This is a genomic window from Staphylococcus sp. HMSC055C03, from assembly GCF_001809385.1.
GTDB classification, from domain to species: domain Bacteria; phylum Bacillota; class Bacilli; order Staphylococcales; family Staphylococcaceae; genus Staphylococcus; species Staphylococcus simulans.
Map to the genome: position 1 here is coordinate 46,875 of NZ_KV797491.1, position 21,604 is coordinate 68,478.

25 protein-coding genes and 1 tRNA gene are annotated in these 21,604 nt (G+C 36.4%); 7 read left to right on the forward strand and 19 right to left on the reverse strand.

Annotated elements, in window-relative coordinates; all coding sequences use genetic code 11:
* Positions 1-32: 32 nt before the first annotated feature.
* From HMPREF2603_RS05560 to bshC, 16 genes are all read right to left on the reverse strand, one after another.
* Positions 33-647 (reverse strand): DivIVA domain-containing protein, encoded by a 615-nt coding sequence (locus HMPREF2603_RS05560; RefSeq protein ID WP_023015769.1) that lies wholly within the window; start codon positions 645-647, stop codon positions 33-35.
* A gap of 26 nt (positions 648-673) precedes the next feature.
* Positions 674-1,447: a YlmH family RNA-binding protein gene (locus HMPREF2603_RS05565; RefSeq protein ID WP_060803930.1), complete on the reverse strand. Its 774-nt coding sequence runs from the start codon at positions 1,445-1,447 to the stop codon at positions 674-676.
* Between the two features lie 71 nt (positions 1,448-1,518).
* Positions 1,519-1,812, reverse strand: coding sequence for a YggT family protein (locus tag HMPREF2603_RS05570; protein WP_002480600.1), 294 nt, complete (start codon positions 1,810-1,812; stop codon positions 1,519-1,521).
* A gap of 11 nt (positions 1,813-1,823) precedes the next feature.
* Positions 1,824-2,426 (reverse strand): cell division protein SepF, encoded by a 603-nt coding sequence (locus tag HMPREF2603_RS05575; RefSeq protein ID WP_002480599.1) that lies wholly within the window; start codon positions 2,424-2,426, stop codon positions 1,824-1,826.
* Between the two features lie 5 nt (positions 2,427-2,431).
* Complete coding sequence (locus HMPREF2603_RS05580) at positions 2,432-3,106, reverse strand: YggS family pyridoxal phosphate-dependent enzyme (protein WP_002480598.1); 675 nt, start codon at positions 3,104-3,106, stop codon at positions 2,432-2,434.
* 19 nt (positions 3,107-3,125) lie between these two features.
* Entirely contained in the window at positions 3,126-3,914 is a 789-nt protein-coding gene (gene pgeF, locus HMPREF2603_RS05585; protein ID WP_023015771.1) for a peptidoglycan editing factor PgeF, read from the reverse strand.
* A 222-nt stretch (positions 3,915-4,136) separates the two neighbouring features.
* Positions 4,137-5,303 (reverse strand): cell division protein FtsZ, encoded by a 1,167-nt coding sequence (gene ftsZ, locus HMPREF2603_RS05590; RefSeq protein WP_002480596.1) that lies wholly within the window; start codon positions 5,301-5,303, stop codon positions 4,137-4,139.
* 29 nt (positions 5,304-5,332) lie between these two features.
* Positions 5,333-6,751, reverse strand: a complete 1,419-nt coding sequence (gene ftsA, locus HMPREF2603_RS05595; protein ID WP_060803929.1) for a cell division protein FtsA — start codon at positions 6,749-6,751, stop codon at positions 5,333-5,335.
* A gap of 102 nt (positions 6,752-6,853) precedes the next feature.
* Positions 6,854-7,783, reverse strand: coding sequence for a cell division protein FtsQ/DivIB (locus HMPREF2603_RS05600; RefSeq protein ID WP_057510999.1), 930 nt, complete (start codon positions 7,781-7,783; stop codon positions 6,854-6,856).
* A gap of 14 nt (positions 7,784-7,797) precedes the next feature.
* Positions 7,798-9,147 carry a UDP-N-acetylmuramoyl-L-alanine--D-glutamate ligase gene (murD, locus tag HMPREF2603_RS05605; RefSeq protein WP_070501993.1) on the reverse strand — a complete coding sequence of 450 codons (1,350 nt, stop codon included), beginning with the start codon at positions 9,145-9,147 and terminating at the stop codon, positions 7,798-7,800.
* 3 nt (positions 9,148-9,150) lie between these two features.
* The gene (gene mraY, locus HMPREF2603_RS05610; protein WP_057510997.1) at positions 9,151-10,116 is read right to left on the reverse strand and encodes a phospho-N-acetylmuramoyl-pentapeptide-transferase; all 966 of its coding nucleotides are present in this window, start codon (positions 10,114-10,116) and stop codon (positions 9,151-9,153) included.
* Positions 10,117-10,197: 81 nt separating this feature from the next.
* Positions 10,198-12,351 (reverse strand): penicillin-binding protein, encoded by a 2,154-nt coding sequence (locus tag HMPREF2603_RS05615; RefSeq protein ID WP_060803927.1) that lies wholly within the window; start codon positions 12,349-12,351, stop codon positions 10,198-10,200.
* On the reverse strand, positions 12,332-12,730 hold the full coding sequence (ftsL, locus tag HMPREF2603_RS05620; protein ID WP_002480590.1) for a cell division protein FtsL: 399 nt from the start codon (positions 12,728-12,730) through the stop codon (positions 12,332-12,334). Before ftsL ends, HMPREF2603_RS05615 begins: the two co-directional genes overlap by 20 nt.
* Positions 12,731-12,750: 20 nt before the next feature.
* Entirely contained in the window at positions 12,751-13,686 is a 936-nt protein-coding gene (gene rsmH, locus HMPREF2603_RS05625; protein WP_023015776.1) for a 16S rRNA (cytosine(1402)-N(4))-methyltransferase RsmH, read from the reverse strand.
* Positions 13,687-13,700: 14 nt separating this feature from the next.
* Positions 13,701-14,132 (reverse strand): division/cell wall cluster transcriptional repressor MraZ, encoded by a 432-nt coding sequence (mraZ, locus tag HMPREF2603_RS05630; protein ID WP_002480588.1) that lies wholly within the window; start codon positions 14,130-14,132, stop codon positions 13,701-13,703.
* A 143-nt stretch (positions 14,133-14,275) separates the two neighbouring features.
* Positions 14,276-15,889 (reverse strand): bacillithiol biosynthesis cysteine-adding enzyme BshC, encoded by a 1,614-nt coding sequence (gene bshC / locus HMPREF2603_RS05635; RefSeq protein ID WP_060803926.1) that lies wholly within the window; start codon positions 15,887-15,889, stop codon positions 14,276-14,278.
* 148 nt (positions 15,890-16,037) lie between these two features.
* On the opposite strand from bshC, the gene HMPREF2603_RS05640 reads away from it, so the two are divergent.
* A complete protein-coding gene (locus tag HMPREF2603_RS05640) occupies positions 16,038-16,484 on the forward strand; it encodes an N-acetyltransferase (protein WP_002480586.1) in 447 nt (148 codons plus the stop codon).
* Between the two features lie 90 nt (positions 16,485-16,574).
* Here the strand turns inward: HMPREF2603_RS05640 and HMPREF2603_RS05645 are convergent, their stop codons facing one another.
* Positions 16,575-17,255, reverse strand: a complete 681-nt coding sequence (locus tag HMPREF2603_RS05645; RefSeq protein ID WP_002480585.1) for a YjjG family noncanonical pyrimidine nucleotidase — start codon at positions 17,253-17,255, stop codon at positions 16,575-16,577.
* Positions 17,256-17,440: 185 nt separating this feature from the next.
* Here HMPREF2603_RS05645 and HMPREF2603_RS05650 point away from each other — a divergent pair, with 185 nt between their 5' ends.
* The 3 genes from HMPREF2603_RS05650 (at position 17,441) to HMPREF2603_RS13610 (ending at position 19,237) form a co-directional block, all read left to right on the forward strand.
* Positions 17,441-18,340 (forward strand): hypothetical protein, encoded by a 900-nt coding sequence (locus tag HMPREF2603_RS05650; protein ID WP_060803925.1) that lies wholly within the window; start codon positions 17,441-17,443, stop codon positions 18,338-18,340.
* A 134-nt stretch (positions 18,341-18,474) separates the two neighbouring features.
* Positions 18,475-18,654, forward strand: coding sequence for a hypothetical protein (locus HMPREF2603_RS05655; RefSeq protein WP_002480583.1), 180 nt, complete (start codon positions 18,475-18,477; stop codon positions 18,652-18,654).
* Positions 18,655-18,733: 79 nt separating this feature from the next.
* Positions 18,734-19,237 carry a hypothetical protein gene (locus HMPREF2603_RS13610; RefSeq protein WP_231724097.1) on the forward strand — a complete coding sequence of 168 codons (504 nt, stop codon included), beginning with the start codon at positions 18,734-18,736 and terminating at the stop codon, positions 19,235-19,237.
* Positions 19,238-19,277: 40 nt separating this feature from the next.
* On the opposite strand, the gene HMPREF2603_RS05665 is transcribed toward HMPREF2603_RS13610, so the two are convergent.
* Positions 19,278-19,351 (reverse strand) — tRNA-Arg (locus tag HMPREF2603_RS05665).
* A gap of 314 nt (positions 19,352-19,665) precedes the next feature.
* Here HMPREF2603_RS05665 and HMPREF2603_RS05670 point away from each other — a divergent pair.
* From HMPREF2603_RS05670 to HMPREF2603_RS05680, 3 genes are all read left to right on the forward strand, one after another.
* Positions 19,666-19,800, forward strand: a complete 135-nt coding sequence (locus tag HMPREF2603_RS05670) for a beta-class phenol-soluble modulin (protein ID WP_002480580.1) — start codon at positions 19,666-19,668, stop codon at positions 19,798-19,800.
* 166 nt (positions 19,801-19,966) lie between these two features.
* Complete coding sequence (locus HMPREF2603_RS05675) at positions 19,967-20,629, forward strand: 3'-5' exonuclease (protein WP_060803924.1); 663 nt, start codon at positions 19,967-19,969, stop codon at positions 20,627-20,629.
* Between the two features lie 15 nt (positions 20,630-20,644).
* Positions 20,645-21,043 carry a YkvA family protein gene (locus HMPREF2603_RS05680; RefSeq protein WP_023015782.1) on the forward strand — a complete coding sequence of 133 codons (399 nt, stop codon included), beginning with the start codon at positions 20,645-20,647 and terminating at the stop codon, positions 21,041-21,043.
* An 86-nt stretch (positions 21,044-21,129) separates the two neighbouring features.
* Here the strand turns inward: HMPREF2603_RS05680 and HMPREF2603_RS05685 are convergent, their stop codons facing one another.
* On the reverse strand, positions 21,130-21,573 hold the full coding sequence (locus tag HMPREF2603_RS05685) for a VOC family protein (RefSeq protein WP_023015783.1): 444 nt from the start codon (positions 21,571-21,573) through the stop codon (positions 21,130-21,132).
* Between the last annotated feature and the right edge of the window lie 31 nt (positions 21,574-21,604).

Here is a 21,604-nt window from a genome sequence, read left to right on the forward strand (position 1 = left end):
TTCTTACGCGTCTGTTTTACAAAATTCAATTATTATTTTTGTTCTTTATCTGCTTCATTTTGTGCTGGTGTGCCGTCTTGTGCTTCAGCTTGTTGTGCTTGCGCTTGTTGTTTCTCTTGTTCAGTCACATCATTTTGATGTAAATGTTGGAAGTTTTCTTCTGTGACTTGTTGTGCATCTAAGTCATAGTTTAATAAGTAATCCCAATCATCATTCTTCAATAAATCTAACTGAGCTTCCACTAACATGCGGAAACGAGAACGGAAAATCTTAGATTGACGTTTCATATCTTCTGTTTGGAAAGATAAACGTCTTGCTTTTTCCACACCGTCATTCACAATACGATCTGCTTCTGCTTTTGCTTTCGCAATAATCGCTTCTGCTTCTTTTGTCGCAGCCATTTTTGTTTCTTGGCTTGCTGATTGTGCTTGAACTAAAGCGTCACTTACTGATTGTTGTACTTCTTTGTACGCTTTTAAGTTATTTTCTTTTTCTTCTACAACTGTTTCAAGTTGTTTTTTCTGTTCTTTTAAATGTTCAATTTCTTGACTGAGTTGGCTTAAATAATCAGCGACTTCAGTGGGTTCAAGGCCATTCTTAATTCTAGAAAATTCTTTGTTTTTAATTTCATTCGGTGTAAAAGACATCTTATATTGTCCTCCTTAATCATACACTATTTGAATAAAGTTTCATATACTATGCGCAGTTTGTCTTTCTTTGTTTTATGACCGATTTCAGTCACTCTCGCACGGCCATGTCCTTGTATCGACAGCAAATCTCCAGGTTCTAGTTGGAAATCTGGACGTTCAATAATTGTATGATTCACTTTGATACGTTTCTTTTCAATATATTGTTTCGCAATTGAACGTGATTTACGAATCATTTCCTTCAACACAACATCTAAGCGCATTGCGCTGACCGTTGCTTGATGGAGCGTCCAATCCTCTTTTGATTGTATCATATCTTCTAGTGGTACTTCATGCAGTTTGACCGGTACACCCTTGATTCGCTTTAATTCCAACATTATATACGATTTAATATTCTTTGTCAAAATAAACTGAATTTTATCGCCTACAATAATATCACCGAGTTGATCGCGTTCAATACTGAGTGACATCAACGTTCCAAGCACGTTACGATGATCAATTGACGCAAACTTTTCAGGATACTCTAAATCAAACAGCACCAGCTCAAAATCTTCTTCAGTCGGTTCAAAGTAATCTGGCGCAATCACTGCACGCTTACGTTCACTAGATGGACTGCCGCCATTAAATGAAACCTGCAAATCATCGAAACTATTGACGATGACCTCTAAAATATATTGTGCTCTTGGATCTAGAAAGTGTGTTAACACCGGCGCATAATTGCGTTCTGCTTGTTGTACTTTATCCATCAACATAGTGATGATAGGTTGTTCTTCTCTTCTAAAGTGTTGATATATATCTATGTGAATTCACCCCTGACAAAAGAAAAAGGCAGCCTGATTCCAATGAAATTCGGCATACCTTTCATGATTTATTAAACTAATTGTTGCAGAATCAATACGAATATCGCATGTAAGCCTCTTTGGAAGAATATCAACACAAAGATAGCGGCTAAACTTGAGATATCAATCATACCGATTGGCGGGATAATTTTACGAAATGGTGCTAAAAACGGTTCGTAAATCTTACGTAGGAAACGTCCAAATGCAGAACCTTGCGCATTCGGTATCCATGACATAAAGAAGTATAAAATCATACCCCAGTAATACACTGTCAACAATATCTCTATCGCATTAAATAAGAGCGCTAAAACATTAACTAAACTCATAGCTGGTTACCTCATTCATAATCAAATTCAGACGTATCAATATCTTCTGTAATACTGCCAGCTACTTCTACGTTATCTGGTGTACATAAGAAAATATCATTACCGACACGTTGGATGTCTCCGCCGATTGCGTATACTGTTCCGCTTAAGAAATCAATAATACGTTTCGCAGAAACATTGTCAATACGTTGTAAATTGACGAGTGTCGCACGTCTATTCTTCAACTCATCCGCAATATCTTGCGTATCTGAGAAGACACGTGGCTCGAATAAACACATTTTTGAACTTTCGTGCAAGTTCCCAGCGTTCATATTGACTACATTTCTTGAAGGGTCATTGTTTGTGTGATTAGCCATTTGATACTTCCTTTCATTGGAAGACGTCTGCAATCGATTGCTTTGTGTTTGACGTTTAGGGACAGTCTTAATTGCACGCTGTCTTTCATTATAATAATTATTATTGTTTGTTGATTGCGTTTGCTGCGCTGTTGTAGTAGCTTGTGTTTGAGGTTCTGGTTCAGCTTGTGCAGTATTTTTTGTAGGTTGCTGACGATCAGCAACTTCCTCTTCTTCTTCTATGACAAAAAAATTGTTAAATAGGTCTTTTAAAGCCAATTGGCTCACTCCTCTTTCCCTACTAGTTTAGTACCGATTCGTACGAAGGTTGCGCCTTCTTCTGCAGCAATTTCATAATCATTACTCATGCCCATAGATAATTCAGTGCATGGCGCATAATCTAATTGTTTTGCTTGAATTTCATCACGTTTATGTCTTAATGTTTCAAAAATCTGTCTAATTTCTGCTTCATCTTCTGTATAAGGTGCCATTGTCATCAGACCCACGACTTGAATGTTCTCATATTGTTCAAGTAATTCGATAAATGCATCTACTTCTTCTAAAGCAAGACCATGTTTACTTTCTTCTTCAGAAACATTCACTTGAACAAAACATTTAACGACATGTGATGCGCGTTTATTGATTTCTTTCGCTAAACTTTTACGGTCTAATGCATGTAAGTAATCAATGTCATCGATGACTTCTTTGACTTTACGTGATTGCAATGTACCGATAAAGTGCATTACCACGTCATCTGGCAATGCTTCACGCTTAGCTTGGAAACCTTCCAAACGATTTTCCCCAAAATGTCTGATGCCAGCATCATATGCTTCTTTAGCTCGCTCTATTGTAACATATTTTGTTACAGCAATCACGTTCGGTCTGGTGTCACGATGGACTTTCTCAAGACTTTTCGTAATATGTTCGTTGATTTGTTCTAGATTTTGTTTCACATTCATTCCAATTACTCCTTACTTCTTACTGTCCGATAAATGCCAACATACGGCCAGTCTTACTTTTTTCTACCCTATATGAAAAGAATAAGTCCAAATTCTCAGAAGTCGCATAATCTGTTACGTCAATATTTTCACTCGGTACACCTGCTCGGATAAGTAATTGACGATTCGCTTCTTTTAAATCGATGCCATGACGATCTTCGCCACGTGTGTCAATAAATGTTGATGCATCAACAGGTAAGGCTTCAAATTGCGCTTTAATGTCATCATTAATTTCATAACTATTTGAAGTCGCAGGACCTATCACAACTTGCAGATCTTTCAAATCAAAAATGATATGTTCTAAAATTTCTTCTGAAATACGGCCAACTGTACCTTTCCAACCTGCATGTGCTAATGCAATAAAATGATGTTTTGGACTATAGAAATAAACAGGTACACAATCGGCATAGCACATCGTTAATAATACATCTGAATCATATGAGTACATACCATCTACTCCATGCAAAGCATCTGTTAATGTATCGATGTTTGTATTTGCGTCGTCTGTTGTCACTTCAACAACATTTGTGCCATGTGTTTGAATCGGGAAGATCCATTGTTTTCTATCATAACCGATGGCATCAGCAATGATACGTTGATGGGCATGTACATTTTCAGCAGCATCATCGATATATAATGCCATATTAAACGCGTTTTCTGGATACGGACTCTGTCCGCCTTCTCTGGTAGTGAATCCTAAAGTAATCCCTTCTGATTTCGCACCCGTATGTTCTAAATAATGTGGTTGTTTGCTAAAATTCTCTGGCATAATAATCTCTCCTATTTATAGATTGATGCCTTTTAAACTAGGTTGTTAATTTAATAGTAAAGCTAATTGCGCTTATATTCAAATATATAAAAAGTGTCATCAGATCAATCGATCTGATGACACTTTAGATTATTGTTCTCACTAGACCACTCGATGACCTGTTGCATCTAATCTTGCGTGATACTATGGTTGATTGCTCAATGCAAACTTTATAGAAAGAGATTAACGTCTAGTTCTTCTTGAACGTCTTTCTTCTCTGTTTCTGATGAAGCTTGGAATATCATCTTCTTTAGTAGTGTGTGTTCTTGATTCGCTTGATGATTCAGAACTATGAGATCTTGGCGCATGACCGATACCTTCGTCGCTTGAAGCACTTGTGCTTGTTGCGCTAGATCCGAAACCTGTATTAGATTGTTTACGTGCATGAGTTGCTGGTTTGTCTTCGAAACCAGTCGCAATTACAGTAACTACGATTTCATCTTGTAATTCAGGGTTGATAACAGTACCGAAGATCATGTTTACATCTTCATCTGCTGCATCTTGTACGATGTCAGCCGCTTCTTGCGCTTCGAATAAAGATAATGATTCTCCGCCTGTAATGTTCATTAGGACACCTTGTGCACCAACGATTGATGTTTCAAGTAATGGAGAAGAAATAGCTTTTTTAGCTGCTTCAACTGCACGGTTTTCACCAGAAGAAACACCGATACCCATTAATGCAGAACCTTGGTTAGACATGATTGTCTTAACGTCTGCAAAGTCAAGGTTTACTTCACCAGATACTGCGATTAAGTCTGAGATACCTTGTACACCTTGGCGTAATACGTTATCCGCTTCTTTGAACGCTTCCATCATTGGCGTAGATTTGTCAACGATGTCTAATAAGCGGTCGTTTGGAATTACGATTAATGTATCAACAGCTGCTTTCATTGATTCTACCCCTGCAGCAGCTTGAGTTTGACGTTTACGTCCTTCGAAACTGAATGGGCGAGTTACAACACCAACTGTTAATGCACCCATTTCTTTCGCGATCTTAGCAACAACTGGTGCAGCACCTGTACCAGTACCGCCACCCATACCAGCAGTTACGAATACCATATCAGCGCCTTGGATAGCGTCTTCGATTTGCTCGCGAGATTCTTCTGCAGCTTTTTTACCAATTTCTGGGTTCGCGCCAGCACCTAAACCACGTGTTAATTTTTCACCGATTTGGATTCTGGACTCAGCTTTAGATAAGTTTAATGCTTGACCGTCAGTGTTGATTGAAATAAATTCAACATTGTTCATTCCATGGTCAATCATTCGGTTAACAGCGTTGTTACCTCCGCCACCGACACCAATGACTTTTAACGTCGCTAAATGATTAAATCCTTGTTCAAATTCTAACATTTAAATTTCCTCCTAGTTTTAATGGGCAATCAATCAAATAGAGATTTCAATAATTTTTTAAATTTACTTTCTTCTTGTTTCTCATGAGATTGGTCTGAGTTATAATCAGTTTCTTGCTTAGTATTGTGTGTTTCTGGTGTTTCAGAAACTTCGTCTGTTTCAATTGATTCACCTGAAGCAGGTGTTTCATGAGTCGGTTTAGCTTGTTTTTTCTTGAACCAGTCGAAACCGCTTGCTTTTTCAGTATGCGGCTTAGGTTCTGACTCGATTACTTCCTCTTCAAATTCTTCATTATCATGATTACTAATTGTAACATAATCTAATAATTCATCAAAAGTGATACTGCTAGAAATCGTTGAAATTGCAGATGAGAATTCAGGTTTTCTGATTCCCATTTGTGAAGGTGTATGTATGCTTACCTTCTCATTAACCATATCTTGCAATAATTCACGAACACCTAACAAGTTTGCTGAACCGCCTGTTACCACAAATCCGCCGTTGACTTTCGTCAATCCTAATTCTTGCAGTAAATCAAAGACATTGAAGAAGATTTCTTCTACACGGGCTTCGATAATATCTGCTAAATCTTTTTGCGTGAATTGTGCATCTTCATCATTATCGATTTGTTCAACAGAGAAAACATCTTGATCTGATGCTGAGTTATAGAATGCATGACCATATTGATGTTTCACTTTTTCTGCTGTCGCATAAGATGTGTTAAGGCCTTGCGCAACATCATCAGTGATATCACGTCCGCCCATTTCGAATGAATCAGCGTCAACTAACTCGCCGCGTTCGAAGAATGCTACTTGCGTTAAATCTTGGCCAATGTCAATCACACATGCGCCTAACTCTTTCTCAGTCGGCGTCAAGATTGAGCCATAGTTGTATGCATCAGAATAAACATCTAATACATCCACACCGCAAGCTTCTACACATTTAATCAAGTTGACAAGAATTGATTTTTGAATCGCAATAACACCTGATTCAACTTTTAACGAATGTCTTGCAATCAATTCTTTAGGATCAGAAACTTCGTTGTCGCCATCTACGATGAAACGAATTGGGAATGTATCCACCACTTCAGTTTCTTCAACGTCGTTTTTATCTCTGATGCCTTCTAACACAGTTTCAATGTGTCTTCCGTTTATTTCAGTATCTTCATAAAATTCGATTTCATTGGTTTCATCATAAACTTCAGTAGCGACAATCGGCAATTTCAAGAATACTTCTTTAATATCAACGCCTGACGCGATTGAAGCTTTCTTAATTGTATCTTTAACAGCTTGTTTAGCTAAATCGAAATCATCGATTAAGCCATTCTTAATTCCGCTTGTATAGGTTTGTCCTGTACCTATCACATTAATTCCATTATGAAATTTTTCGCCTACTATTGTTTTTACACTAGATGAACCAATATCTACACTTACATAGTAATGTTCCTCCATAGATAGGCACCTCCTGACAATTTCTTTAAAAAATACACTATAGTTAGTTTACAATACGTTTCTATGGTTGTGAACTATAAACACATGATATTCAAGACTTTTTTAATTATTTGTACTACTTTCTTTCTGAGAATTATCTTTTGTTGTCTTATCGTCTTTCATTTGGTCATTAATTTTGTTCAAAGTATTCTGCAATTCATCTTTCGCTTTATCTTCCATTGCTGTACCTTCTTTCAATTTCACACTGCTGTCTGATGATGTTGATGAAGAAGATTTGTATGGAATAAATGAAGCACCGACATATAAATCAATATAACCTGATTTTTTCAGTTCACCAGAGTCATCACGTTCTAGTGCGCTGACCATTTCAGGATAATATTTTAATTTATCGGCAATCGTGCGTATATTGCCGATGACTTGAATGCCATCTTTCATATACAATCTGATTTTATTGCGGTTGTCTTTATCATCCGCATATTCTACTTCAGAAATTGATTGTCTGATTTCTGTCGGTATTTCCGATAAAGCTTGAATCATTTTATCGCGTCGTGATTCACTAAAACCTGATATCACTGGCGCATCATTCGGTACTTGTCCTTTATAATCTTTTAAAATATGATCATTTGAAAGCACTGGATGATATTTGCCCTTATCTTCTAACAATCCGACCAATTGATACTCAGAAACATTCACCTCTAAATTATTCGGCAATTTTCTCTTGATCTGGACGTCTTTAACGAAAGGATTTTCTTTCATTTTGTTGATGGCTTTCCCTTTGCCGAACATGTAGATTTTAGTATCTCTCTTTAAATCCAAAGCTTGTTTCGCTTCTTTATCAGAAAGATAATGGTTGCCTTTAACCTCTACATGGTCAATATTACTAATTGGCGTGAACATATACAATACTATCAGAATAATTAACGCTATGAGTGTTCCAAATATTATAAGTTGAACGCGCCGCTGTTTTGCTCTGCGTTTTCGGCGTTTTTCTTTTAAGTACTCTGAATCAATTTTTCGTACTTTGTCTGCCATCCATCATCACCCTCCTACTTCGAAGGGAGATGTGAACGAAAACTGTCGATGAAAACATCTCCTCGTTCTTCAAAAGTATTGTATTGATCCCAACTTGCACATGCTGGTGATAATAAGACCACATCATTTGGCTCAATAATATCTTGAACTTTCTCCACTGCGTCTTTAACATCTGTTGCACGTACCACATACTTGCCTTGGCTTTCACCAAGCTTCGTCAACTTATCTTGTGTTTCACCAAAGGTCAACATCGCACGCACATTCTTCATGTATGGAATCAATTCATCAAATCCATTTCCGCGATCTAACCCGCCGCACAACCAAATGATCGGTTGTTCGAATGAATTCAACGCAAATTGCGTTGCTAAAGTATTCGTTGCTTTCGAGTCATTATAATATTTGTTCGTTTTGTTCGAACCAATATATTGCAGACGGTGTTTGATACCTGAGAATGTTGTTAGTGTATGAATGACCGCATCAATGGAAACACCTGCTAACACTGCTGCAAGTACAGCAGCTAAAATGTTTTCTAAGTTATGTTCACCAGGAAGCACAATATCATCTTTATGAATAATACGTAAACCATTCAAGACGATATATCCGTCTTTCATATAAATGCCGTTAACTTCTTGATTTGTAGAGAAATAATATGTTTTGGCTTTTAAGCCTTCTGTTTCAATCAAATGACGTTGACTGTAATTACAAATCAAGAAGTCATCTTCAGTTTGATTTTTATAAATACGTCGTTTCGCATCACGATAGTTTTCTAAAGTACCGTGATAATCTAAGTGCGCTGAATAGATATTCGTAATAATCGCAATATGTGGACGATACGTATCGATATCAAGCAATTGGAAAGATGACAACTCAGTAATTAAGTAATCTTCAGATTTTGCTTCTTGTGCAACTTTAGATGCTACAAAACCGATATTGCCTGAAAGCAGACCTTTTTGTCTGCTGTTGTCGAACATGTCGCCAATTAACGAAGTCGTTGTTGTTTTACCATTTGTCCCAGTTACCGCAATAATCGGTGCTTCTGAAATCAAATAACTCAATTCGACTTCCGTTAATATTTTCAAACCACGTTGTTCTGCTTCTTCAATCAATGGCACAGTATAGGGAATACCTGGATTTTTAACAATGATTGGATTGTCATCCAATAAAGATAATGGATGATGTCCCCCGATGACAGTTAAACCCATTTCTTTTAAATCTTTCGCATGCGGATCTTTGGAAAGGTCCCCGCCATCATTGACAGTAACTTCTGCACCAAGATGGTGTAGTAATTTAGCCGCTTCATATCCGCTTTTCGCTAATCCAACTACTAATACATGTTTTCCTTCTAATCCTTTATATTTAAGCATTGATTAATGCACTCCAATCCATAAACCTATCAAGCCTGTGATGAGTCCTGTAATCCAAAATACTGTCACAACTTTCCATTCATTCCAGCCGCATAATTCAAAGTGATGATGTAACGGACTCATCTTGAATATACGTTTGCCTGTCAATTTGAATGAAGCGACTTGTAAAATAACTGATAATGTTTCAGCAACAAATACAAATCCGATGAACAATAATGAAATTTCCGCGTTTAACATAATTGATACAGTTGCGATGATACCACCTAAAGCTAAGCTGCCTGTGTCTCCCATGAATACTTTTGCTGGGTTGACGTTATAGAATAAGAAACCAAGCAATGCGAAGACCATAATAATACAGAATGTACCTACTGCATGATTACCAAGCATAAAGCTCATAATCGCATACATAGAAAATGCAATGATAGATAAACCTGTCGCTAAACCATCTAAACCATCTGTTAAGTTAACCGCGTTAGAGAAGCCGACTTGCCAGAAGACAATGAAGACAACATAAACGACAGAAAGCGGAATTTGTACTGTTGTAAACGGAATGTGAATGCCTGTCGCAAAATGAATCATGTTAAATGTATCACTCAAGATAAAGAAGATAACCGCAATCGCAATTTGTGCTAAGAATTTTTGCTTACTTGTTAATCCTTGGTTATTCTTCTTCACGACAATGATGTAGTCATCGATAAAGCCGATTAAACCAAAACCGACTGTCACAAATAACAATAGAATAAACGGATTCGGATTATCTGAGAAGATAATCGCAATTAATGTTGCGACGATAATACTGATTAAGAACGTTAATCCACCCATCGTCGGTGTACCTGTTTTCTTCATGTGGCTTTTCGGGCCTTCTTCACGGATACTCTGTCCAAACTTCATCCTTTTTAATGTTGGAATCAGTATGGGTACTAATACTGCTGTAACTAAAAATGCGACAATTGCTAAAACATAAACCATATTGTTCTCCTTGTGTATCTTAATTTAATTTTATATGTAAGATGAGGGATGGATACCAAACGTATCCATCACCTCTTGATGCTAATCTGCTTGTGGTGCGGACAATTTCACTTCTACTTCTTTTTTATCTTTCAACGACGTATTCGGACTGATAGATTGTTCAGAAACAAAGCCATTACCTTTCATTTTAACACGAATTCCTGTTAATGATTCGAAAGCTAAGACATCATCTTTACTCCAATCTTTCATATCAGGCATTGTCATGTCACCATCTGTTTTCATAAAGACTTTACTGTGCAGTAATGTCTTTTCATCAGCTTGCGGTAATTGCTGTGCAACCGTATCGCCTTCACCGATGACTACTGGTTTCAAGTCTTTGTTTTTCACAGCTTCTTCAGCTTGATCCACAGTCTCGCCTGAAACATTTGGCACTTTGCCGAATGAATCTTTAGTTGCTTTTTCATTATCTTTACCGACATTTAAATACTTCAATGTGTTTTCCATAATTGGATTAAATGCCGAGCTGACATTCATTTCATAAGCTTCTTGTTTATTTTTCTGAGCTAAGCTCATCCCAGCATAAACAATAATTTCAGGATTTTTGCTTGGCGCATGTCCGATAAAGCTTGAGAAGTATGGATAAGGACCTTTAACGTAACCGCCGTTTTCAGGGTCAGCTACTTGGGCAGTACCTGTTTTACCACCGATACGATACCCTTTGACTCTGAAGTTTTGCGCGTGACTTTTCTTGCTGTTAACAACTAAGTCCAATTCTTTTTTCACTTTGTTCGCGGTATCTTCCGTAATTGGTTTGCCTGCAAATTCTTTCTCACCTTTATATAGTGTATCGTTTTTAACCGGATTGTCTATACTACTTACGAACCAAGGTTTAACCATATTCCCTTTATTAAAGAATGCAGTTTGTGCTTGCAGCATTTGGATAGGAGTGACTGTTGTAGATTGTCCGAATGCTGTTGTTTTTTGTTGTAATTCATTATCCCAGGCAATACCGCCCGCTGCTTCACCATCGAACATACCGCCTGTTGGTTTACCGAAACCGAATTTCTCATACCATGATTTCATCTTGTCAGATCCAACCATATCTTGAAGCTGCATCATCAAGGTGTTGGATGAATAAGTGAAACCAAGACTCATTGGAATTTTACCCCAACCTGTATTGTTCCAGTCAGAGATTTCAGAACCCATGATATCTCGATGACCTGATTTATATTCCTTATCTGGTTTGAACTTACCTTCTTGAATCGCTGCGGCTAAACCATACGTCTTGAAGGTAGAACCCGGTTCATACGTATTTTGATATAGGTCATTCGCCCACTTCTTACCGAAGTCTTTTCCTGTTTCAGGGTTGAATGTCGGACGTTGACTGAAGGCTAAGATTTCACCTGTATGTGCATCCATAACTACCGCAAAGGCATCTTTTGGTGCGAAACGATCATCTAACTTATTCAAGGCTTCCTCTACAAAGACTTGGATGTTTGAGTCAATCGTTAAATGCACATCATCTCCACGTTGCGGAGCTACTTCTTGTTTAGAATTTGGTGCGATATAGCCCCAAATATCATGTACATAAGATAACATCCCACGCTTACCGGATAAATAGCTGTCAAAGATTTTTTCAACACCCATGGCACCTTTTAATTCTCCATTATCTGGATTCTTTTGTGCCATTCCAATTAAGTGAGAAGCAAAGTTTCCATTAGGATAGAAACGTTCTGTTTCAGGATATAACGCAACACCAGGCAATTTCATTTTTTCGATTTTGTCTTTTTGTTGGTACGTTAAGTTGCTGCCCTTACGGCCGAACTCAACTTGGAACGCTTTTTTGTTATCTAACATTTTTTCAATTTCTTTAGGTTCCATATCGATGACAGTTGCGAGCTTCTTAGCCGTTTCTTTCTTATCAACCACATGACGTGGTTTGTCTGAACCTTCATCAGCTTTCTTACTGACAACCGCTGTCAGTTTAAAGCGTTCAACGTCTTCTGCGAGGACTTTGCCATTACGGTCATAAATCTTTCCTCGTTCTGGTTGTTGTTGTGTTTGAACTAAATATTTTTCATTGGCTTTCATCACTAAGTTTTGTCCTGAAGAATGCCCTGTCAACATGACAAAGGCATACCTTAAAACCAATAGAAAAAAGAGCAGTCCGAACAAGCTGACGAGGAGGACTGCCCCTATTTTATTTTTTTTAATTTTAATTTTTCGCTTCGGCATTATTACGCACTACCTTTACATTATCGTTCTTTAAGCTCATGCCTTGTTTTTGAGCTTTATCGTAAATGCGTTCATAAGAAGAGTTCTTTTTGATTTCTGATTTTAATGCGCTGTTCTGACTTGATTGTTGTTCGATTTTATAATCTAAATCAGCAATTTTACCCTTAGTATCATAAGCATCCATTTTTAATGAAAGTATATAAATACTGATCATTGCAATCACTGCGACTAAAGATATGTATAATACCTTCTCAAATTTAGTGAGTTGTACGACAACCTTGCGCTTAACTTTCTTAGTCGGCGATGGATTGACTTCTGGGTTTTGTCTGGCGGGTTCATATTGTTCGGTATAAGGTTCATAGATTCTTTCTACAGCCATAGCAGTTTGTCACTCTCCTATCATTTTAAAATCTCTGCTACACGCAATTTCGCACTGCGAGCGCGGTTATTTTCTGCTAAATCATCATCGGTTGCTGTAATCGGTTTGCGGTTAACACGTTTTAGTTTCGGTGTATATTCCTCTGGAATAATAGGTAAACCACGGGGAACTTCAGGGCCTTTTTCATATTCTTGGAAGATTTGTTTGCATAAACGGTCTTCCAACGAATGGAAAGTAATCACTGAAATGCGTCCGTGTACTTTGACTCTTTCAATTGCTTGCTCTAATGAGTCCTCGAAAGCTTTCAATTCATCATTTACAGCAATTCTGATAGCTTGGAAGACACGCTTCGCAGGATGCCCGCCTTTACGTCTTGCTTTAGCAGGAATACCTTCTTTAATAACGTCAACCAGCTGTAAAGTTGTTTCAATGGGTTCATGTTCTCTTGTTTTTTCAATTCTTCTGGCAATCTGTTTAGAGAATTTCTCTTCACCATAACGATAGAAGATTCTGACTAAACTTTCATAAGGCCAGTCATTCACAACTTCATAAGCTGATAAAGGTTGTGTCTGGTCCATACGCATATCTAATCTAGCATCTTGGTGATAACTGAATCCTCGCTCCGGCACGTCTAACTGTGGGCTTGAAACGCCTAAGTCATAATAAATGCCGTCTACTTTGTCAATGTTCAAATCATCAAGGATTTGATTGATTTCTCTGAAATTACTGTGCACAAAAGTGACACGATCTAAGTGGTCCTTTAAGACCTCTTTCGCATTTTCAATTGCTGTCATATCTTGGTCTATCGCAATCAAATGTCCTTTGTCATTGAGTTGATTTAATAAATAAAGGGCATGGCCTGCTCCACCAAGTGTACAGTCTACATACACACCATCTTCTTTTATATTTAATTCGTCAATGGTTTCTTTTAACATGACACTTACGTGATGAAACACTTTCATTCCTCCATTTAAAAATCAAAGTCTATCAAATCTTCAGCGATATCTTCGAAACTGTCTTCAGATTCTTCATAGAAAGCGTTCCATGTAGATCTGTCCCAAATTTCGATGCGGCTAGAAACACCGATCACTGTACATTCTTTAGTTAAATTAGCGTACTCCCTTAAATTTTTAGGGATATTAATACGCCCTTGTTTATCAAGTTCCACTTCAACAGCACCTGAGAAGAACATACGCATAAACTTACGTGCGTCTCGTTTTGTCATCGGTAATGACTTCATTTTCTCCTCAATATTCTGCCATTCTTCCATAGTGTAACCGAACAAACATTTATCAAGGCCTCTGGTAATAATAAAACGTTCATTCAATTCGTATCTGAATTTAGATGGTACAATCATGCGTCCTTTTGCGTCTAATTGGTGTTCGTACTCACCCATGAACATTTATATCACCTCACCTTATTTATAATTTACCACAACTCACCACTATCCTCCACTATTTATGTGAACATATCGAAAAAAATTCATTTTTAGCATAAAAATAGCCCGTGCTCAAGACTGCGAGCACGGGCTAAACCCTTGATTCCCTAAGGTTTGATAATAATTTGATTTAAAGTGTAACGAAGTGGTGGATAGGTGGAGGGACTGAACACATCCATCCCAAAATCATTCATAATTTGTAACGCATTCCAGATTCTTTCTTGAAGACCTCCCATTGGGTGGAGGGCATCGTTAATTTCTCTAAAATGTTTCATGCTGATCGCATTTTCCCTCTCGATATTATGGAAATAACGTTTTCTAAGATAATCATACTGCGTATGATGAATTTGATTATTTTTAATCACTAAATTCTTATTATCTTCATTATCTTTTACTTCAGCTAATAACTGCTTATAGACTTCTTGCTGATTCTCTTGAAGTGCGTCTAATTGTTCTAGGAAATTATCAGATGCATGCGCTCTGATAAACTTATCTTTCTCATCATCAATACCATTGGTAATCACATCTTCAGTATTAATTTCATAGCGATTCAATAGTTTTTCAACGCGTGGTGTTAAATAAGTTATTTTCATACGTGGCAAGACAATCGGCATGTCTACATCTAAGACATCAAATGCACCTTTTAATTCTGCCCAGTATTTAATTTCACTTGGACCGCCGATAAAGCTGAGCGTATTGAACAACCACTCTTCCATAATCGGTCGTGTCACCACGTTGTTTGAAAAACGTTCAGGTTCTTGTTCTAAGATTTCAAGCAATTCCGCTTCTGTATACCCAGTTTGAGACTTACTTGTATAGAACTTACCATCTTCAAAAGTCAATAATTGACGCATGTCTTCTTCATGTAAGAATAGATGCACATTCGTGTCAGTTTGAATCATCTGACTGAACCCTGCTTCTACTGTACGTGCTTGTTGTTGTCTAAAGGCATTATCTACCGCTTCATGTTGTTTCAACATTTCTTTTAATATCGGTTGTTCAAGCTGACGCAATTTCGGATCTTGCGCATCAATGAATAGTACACCGTAATCTTTGAAGACTGTGTGTAATAACGCTTTGAAAATATCCGTCCACGTTTCATATTTTTGAATTAGAGACAACATTGTCTCATGCAGTACTTTCGTATGTTCTGTTTCTTGAAGCTGCCCCATAAATTGATCTAATGCTTCAATTAGTGCTTCCTTATCAGGCGTATAGCGTGAAACGTTACTTTCAGGCGGTGTCATAGTATGATACTTTACCTTCTGCAACATCGCTTTGTTTGGATTAAAGACATACGTGTGATTCACTTCATCAAAGTCGTGGTCCTCTCCGGCTATCCAAAAGACCGGCACTACTTCTTTTTGATATTCATCTTCTACTTGAAGACTTAAATTAACAATCGATAATATTTTATGAAAAGTATACAGCGGTCCCCCGAACAACCCTGCTTGTTGTCCACCGATGACTACTTTAGCTCCTCGACTTAATTTATCAATACTCTCTCTTTGTTGATCAGATAAATCTAAATCTGACATATATTCACCAATAATAGAAGCTAATGCTTTCTCCCTGCCGTTGCTTGGCTTGTTTAAATCTTCTTTAAAGCTTTCAGGAGACATCGCATCATATTGGTAAAATGAATTAAGCACTGAATCGCTTGATTTTAACTTTGTCAGAAACTGATCATTCTCATTGATATTTGCGGTTAAACAATCCATACACTTTTCTCCTTAACTACTGTGTTTTCTCAATCATAGTATAATGTCTATTTCTATATAACACAATTTAACGGCTTATCGTATTCAATGCGTGTAAGCGCTATTTAATATATAATATACTTAAGAAAACAAAAGGGGGAGAAATAAAATGGGCAACATAAAACACTTAGATATTAACTATAAGACGGATGAATTGTTTGAGAACTTTAGAGAAACAAGTAATCCTAACCTCGCCTTTATTGATGAATTTGCGGGTGAAATGATTGACGCAAGTTCAGAATCACCATTTTACGGCATTTTTGTCGGGGAGAAAATTGCAGCGAGAATGGCGTTATATGAAAATGGCGAAGTTGAAGAACAATACTTCCCTGACTACGATCATTACTTAGTATTATGGAAACTTGAAGTATTACCTAATTATCAATCAAGAGGACTGGGCACAGAATTAGTAAACTTTGCGAAAGAAAAACACTTACCAATTAAAGCTATCGCAAGAAACCAATCTAAAGATTTCTTTATCAGACATGGTTTCAAAGATGTCGAAGCAAAGAACCCAGAAGGTTATGATGTATTGATTTGGGAACCAGGCCACTAAGATACACAAACAACCTTGGCATTTAATAAAAATCACTATTAAAACATAAAAATACGGTCTTGCATGTGGTGATGCAAGGCCGTATTTCTATTATAAAATCGATTTGATTTCATTTAAGTTTTTAATTTCATAGTCTGGCTGAATCTGCGTTGTATTTTCTTTACCTCTATAGTTAAACCAGCATGTCGCAACACCTGCATTAATACCACCTTGGATATCAGATGTTAGCGAATCACCGATAATCAATGTACGCTCACGATCCGCATCTATACGGTCAAATACATAATCAAAGAATTCCGGCATCGGTTTTTGGAAACCTGTCACTTCTGAAATAAAAATATCATTAATCATCGATTCAAGCGGTGTTTGGGTCAGTCTGCGTAATTGCGTATCTTCAACACCATTCGTCACGATATAAAGCTTCGCATGATCTGCCATATATTGAATGGCATCTAAAGTATCAGGAAAATACTTTACCGGTGCTGTCGCAAGACCATCGCGGAACATCACATCCGCTTCATGTCCATTTACCTGCATCCCAAAACGATCAAAATAATTAATAAAACGCTCAGTCAGTACTTCTTCTTTTGTTAACTTATTCTCTTGAAACGCTTCCCAATGCGCTTGATTCACTTCTTTAAATAACGCTAAATTTTGATATGTCGGATCAAGTTGATATTCTTTGGCTAAATGAAAGAATGCTTGGTCTTCTGCATCATGAAAGTCCACAATCGTATCATCAAAATCTAACAGTATCGTTTCATACTTCATTGTTTCACCCCCATCAGTCCTCATGGTAGTTGAATTTATAATATCTTGCAATAGCACTATACGTCTATTACAATATTTAAGCGATTAACCCATCCAACATTTAATTGTGAAACTATATTTTGTTAGATATACTAAAGAATATAAACAAATATCAATCACCTATTTGGGTATGGGAGGATAAAAATATGACCTTCACCGCGACTACCTTTTTAACTTTATGGCTGCTATTCACACTTATCTTTATTATTTTTTTATTCTTTACTTTAAACGCCTTAGGTAAACAAGCTCGATACAAATTCAAATTGACTATTACATTGAGTTCTTTATTGTTAGGTCTCATTTGTTTTGTGGGTATTTTCACGGATCAATCACTCTACAAAAACATCAATACAAAGTTTTCTTTCAAAGATAAACTGTCCTTCTTAGACAAAAGAGATAAACCAAAACCTGCACCTCAACCAAAACAAGACACAAGTCAAAATCAAGATACAGAACACCACTATTCTCGTGATGAGATAAAATCTAAAGGATACGAATATGAACATGACTATTTCCCGGTCGATTTTAAACCTACAACCGCTTCAGGCAAAACGATCAAATCAAAAGCTGAAGCATTAAAAGTAGGCCAAGATATTGAACCTGGATATTACCGTATTACTCCTACCGGCAAATCGTCGTCTGGAATTATCACAATGAAAAACCCTTTTGATAAGGAAGCAGAGAGTCAATTCCTTTCAAAAACTTCTGGCCCCTCTTCATTTACAACGTATCTTGTCGAAGGTCACACGCTCGTATTGAATGAAAAAGAAAAAGCAAATCACACTGAATATATCATCGCACCAGAAAAACATAAGATGCGCACAAGTCTCACACCCGGTACTTATATCGTCGGTACCGATGTTAAACCCGGTAAGTATAAAATCAAATCAGATAACAGCGGGAACTTTATCGTGACAAGCAATAAAAAAGATGGTCCTAAATATAATGACATCTTAAAAAAGAACTTCACCAAGTCTGTTTCACTCGATAAAGGAGACATTATTTATATTAAAGGACGCCCTATAGTGAAGCTCTCACCCCAATAGCTCATTTGCCTATCGTTATTAGCTGGCGTATAATTAAGTTCGCATGTATTTAAATTACCCTTAGACTATAATCAATGGATTAAGGGTAAATACATTATAAGAGATGTATTAATGTTTAAAGGGAGTTGAATTCAATGAATCCACGTTTAAAACGCGCGTATCAGTCATACATTGAGAAGTTTGGTGAACAACCACCAAAACCTTATATGAGTACTTTAAGTGAATACGAACAAGAAGAAGTCATCAACCAACGTATCAGAACAAACACAAAATTCTCTGATGATAAGTACTATAAAAAAATACCAGTGAGATAAATTCGATCTATTAAAAAGATGTACCTTAGTTGGTGCATCTTTTTTTAAAATATACTCATATCAATTAGGAGGTATTAAGATGAAACAATTAGGATTTCGAGAAAGCTTCATTGAAGGAAGCATTCTTGCAGAACTTGATAAAAAACAGAAAAAACAATGGAAAGAATTGAGTATTGAAGATAAGCGCCACTTTATAAAGCTTTACAAGGAAATTTTTAAATTTAATAAAGAAAAGTTTTATCAAGACTTGGAACATATCTTTCAAGAAAGAGGAATTTTAGGTGAGGAAAAGACACCAGAACAAATACAACATGATAAATTGATTGATTTCTTTAGAACACAAGGTATACCTAATCCAACCGAAACAACAATAGAAGCATTTAAGTTCCAACAAATTTTCGCTAATTTCGATAACTTCTATCATGTAATGGGACAATTCACTTTCAATATAGAGAAACAAGCACAATTTAACTACTACATGTCTCAACAAAAGCAAAATTTTATACACATCGCGCAAAGAGACAAGATAATCAAACAAAATGATGAAATCATAGAATTACTTAAAAAAATTGCTGATAAATAAGAAAAAGCCCATAACCACAAGGGTTACAGGCTTTAAGAGACGTCCTGGGAGGGATTCGAACCCCCGACCGATGGCTTAGAAGGCCATTGCTCTATCCAGCTGAGCTACCAGGACATAATTTTTTAACACAAGAATTATTATATCTAATTAAAGTATTTAAATCAATACCATTCATAATAATTTCTGTTATGATTTTTCACTTTAGAAGATGTATTGCACTTATCATGACAAGTATATCACTTTTCTCAAGTAGAGAACAGTTAGGAATGCCTAAGTGTCAAGAATCTGTCAGATATACCACGGGTATGCATAGAACATTGTGAGTTAAGGAATTTAGCCCAATTAGATAAAAGATGATTGTATAGTAGAGATATCAAAGGTTGGTATTCCACTTAACCTTAAACAATACAAATATTGAGGTGACAATCATGGAAGGTTTATTCAACGCAATCCAAGCTACAATTGAAGCAGCTCAAAACGGTCAAAACTTAGAATTAGGTAAAAACATCGTAGACATCATCACAAACGGTGCTAGCATTGTAAGTAAACTCTTTGGTATCTAATATAAAGCCAAACATTCACCATATTGTTTTAGCGAGAAGATCTAATAAGGTCTTCTCTTTTTTGTGTTCGAATTTATGGATTACTTTTCTCACGACCTTAATCTAAGCACCCTCCTACTATTTTATTGTAAAATAGTTATACACTTTAACTGATGGAGGTGGCGATGTGGATCAAGAAGAAGAATTGAAACGTTTAAAAACAGAAAATGAATTACTTGTCATGAAATTAAGACTTAAAGAAAAGTATATTAAAGAATTAGAAGCTGAATTAAGACAACGCAAAAGATTGCCGATTCATTATATAAAATCACAAACACTTGCGGACCACTTTGTCACACTCAAAATTGAAACAACCGGTTTAAGCTCTGATTTTCATGATGCTTTTCAAATCGCACTCGTCGAATTTAAAAATGGTCAAATGATAAACCAATATATGAAATACTTTCGACCTACACGCTTATTAACAAGAAAAGTGATACAAATGACAGGTGTTACGAATGAGTTCTTAGAAGACAAAGATTTTATTGAAAAAGAAGATATAGAAGCCATTCGTACATTTATTGGAGATAAACAAATCGTAGCGCATGCGGCAACTTTCTCTATGAAATTCCTATTACGTTATTTCGACGACTTTAATATAGATATGCCTGAATATACTGTACTAGATACACTCCCTCTTGCGAGAAAGTTAGTGAAAGATACACCTAATCATAAATTCGACACTTTAAAGACATACTTTAACTTAGAAAACTATGAATCTGAAGATGCTTTAACCGATGCGATAGTAACAGGTCAACTTGCTTTGAAGCTAAATAAACTAAAACAATAAAGAGAGACTACATTTATGAATATCAATTTCTTACCTGCTTTGAAATCATTTGTCGCTAAAATGAACCAAGAACTGCTAGTACTCTATTTATCATCGAAGGATCAACGCACACCATTGACCGTTAAAATACTTGCAGTCTGTATCGTTGCTTATGCATTAAGTCCGATTGATTTGATTCCTGATTTCATCCCTGTTTTAGGTTATCTAGATGATATTATTATTGTGCCATTAGGTATTGCCTTGTGCTTAAAATTAATACCTGAACCTATTCTTCAAGATAATCGTCGAAAAGCATCAGAACTCAATAAAAATATCCTTTCACACAATTGGTATGCGGGTGTTTTGATTATCATCTTGTGGATAATTGTTATCAGTGTGATTGGATATTTTATTCTCAAAAACTTTTTCTGGTAATTATCATACCTTTAACAAAAATAAGCATCCATGTCCGTTTTATTAAGACATGGATGCTTATTTCAGCTTTTATCTATTATTTTCTTTTATTGTTTTGAATGATCTTGTCCGTGCAACATCCAACGTACATTATATTTATCTGTAAATGAACCCATTTTACCGCCCCAGAATTGTTCTGCTAGTGGCATATCTACATGGACAGATTCATCATCTTTTACTTTGTCATATAAAGCTTCTACACGTTTTGCATCCGCTTCATCATTAATATCATAATCAATTAATAAAGAAATACCTTCGTTGATTTGAACATCTTTACCGAACGCATCTGATGCGTATAATGTCACACCCGCAATGGTAAATTCAGAATGCATTGTTTTATTGTCCGCTTCTTCTTCACTCACACCAAAGTTTTCAGCTTGTGATGGATCAACAGCTAAACGTTGAATATCAGTTGCGCCAAAAACCTCTTCATAATATTTTAATGCCTCTTTAGTATTGTTAAACGCTAAATATGGATATAATTGAGTCATAATCAATCCCCTTTTTATTTAATGTACTGCA

Excerpts from the sequence above, each read along its gene's own strand:
- bshC (WP_060803926.1), bottom strand. The coding sequence starts at position 15,889 with ATGGATTGTTTAACCGCAAATATCAATGAGAATGATCAGTTTCTGACA.
- HMPREF2603_RS05615 (WP_060803927.1), bottom strand. The coding sequence starts at position 12,351 with ATGCCGAAGCGAAAAATTAAAATTAAAAAAAATAAAATAGGGGCAGTC.
- ftsZ (WP_002480596.1), bottom strand. The coding sequence starts at position 5,303 with ATGTTAGAATTTGAACAAGGATTTAATCATTTAGCGACGTTAAAAGTC.
- ftsL (WP_002480590.1), bottom strand. The coding sequence starts at position 12,730 with ATGGCTGTAGAAAGAATCTATGAACCTTATACCGAACAATATGAACCC.
- HMPREF2603_RS05650 (WP_060803925.1), top strand. The coding sequence starts at position 17,441 with ATGACCTTCACCGCGACTACCTTTTTAACTTTATGGCTGCTATTCACA.
- murD (WP_070501993.1), bottom strand. The coding sequence starts at position 9,147 with ATGCTTAAATATAAAGGATTAGAAGGAAAACATGTATTAGTAGTTGGA.
- HMPREF2603_RS05645 (WP_002480585.1), bottom strand. The coding sequence starts at position 17,255 with ATGAAGTATGAAACGATACTGTTAGATTTTGATGATACGATTGTGGAC.
- ftsA (WP_060803929.1), bottom strand. The coding sequence starts at position 6,751 with ATGGAGGAACATTACTATGTAAGTGTAGATATTGGTTCATCTAGTGTA.
- mraZ (WP_002480588.1), bottom strand. The coding sequence starts at position 14,132 with ATGTTCATGGGTGAGTACGAACACCAATTAGACGCAAAAGGACGCATG.
- HMPREF2603_RS05570 (WP_002480600.1), bottom strand. The coding sequence starts at position 1,812 with ATGAGTTTAGTTAATGTTTTAGCGCTCTTATTTAATGCGATAGAGATA.
- HMPREF2603_RS05670 (WP_002480580.1), top strand. The coding sequence starts at position 19,666 with ATGGAAGGTTTATTCAACGCAATCCAAGCTACAATTGAAGCAGCTCAA.
- HMPREF2603_RS05600 (WP_057510999.1), bottom strand. The coding sequence starts at position 7,783 with ATGGCAGACAAAGTACGAAAAATTGATTCAGAGTACTTAAAAGAAAAA.
- pgeF (WP_023015771.1), bottom strand. The coding sequence starts at position 3,914 with ATGCCAGAGAATTTTAGCAAACAACCACATTATTTAGAACATACGGGT.
- HMPREF2603_RS13610 (WP_231724097.1), top strand. The coding sequence starts at position 18,734 with ATGAAACAATTAGGATTTCGAGAAAGCTTCATTGAAGGAAGCATTCTT.
- mraY (WP_057510997.1), bottom strand. The coding sequence starts at position 10,116 with ATGGTTTATGTTTTAGCAATTGTCGCATTTTTAGTTACAGCAGTATTA.
- HMPREF2603_RS05580 (WP_002480598.1), bottom strand. The coding sequence starts at position 3,106 with ATGAATGTGAAACAAAATCTAGAACAAATCAACGAACATATTACGAAA.
- HMPREF2603_RS05560 (WP_023015769.1), bottom strand. The coding sequence starts at position 647 with ATGTCTTTTACACCGAATGAAATTAAAAACAAAGAATTTTCTAGAATT.
- HMPREF2603_RS05640 (WP_002480586.1), top strand. The coding sequence starts at position 16,038 with ATGGGCAACATAAAACACTTAGATATTAACTATAAGACGGATGAATTG.
- HMPREF2603_RS05685 (WP_023015783.1), bottom strand. The coding sequence starts at position 21,573 with ATGACTCAATTATATCCATATTTAGCGTTTAACAATACTAAAGAGGCA.
- HMPREF2603_RS05680 (WP_023015782.1), top strand. The coding sequence starts at position 20,645 with ATGAATATCAATTTCTTACCTGCTTTGAAATCATTTGTCGCTAAAATG.
- HMPREF2603_RS05655 (WP_002480583.1), top strand. The coding sequence starts at position 18,475 with ATGAATCCACGTTTAAAACGCGCGTATCAGTCATACATTGAGAAGTTT.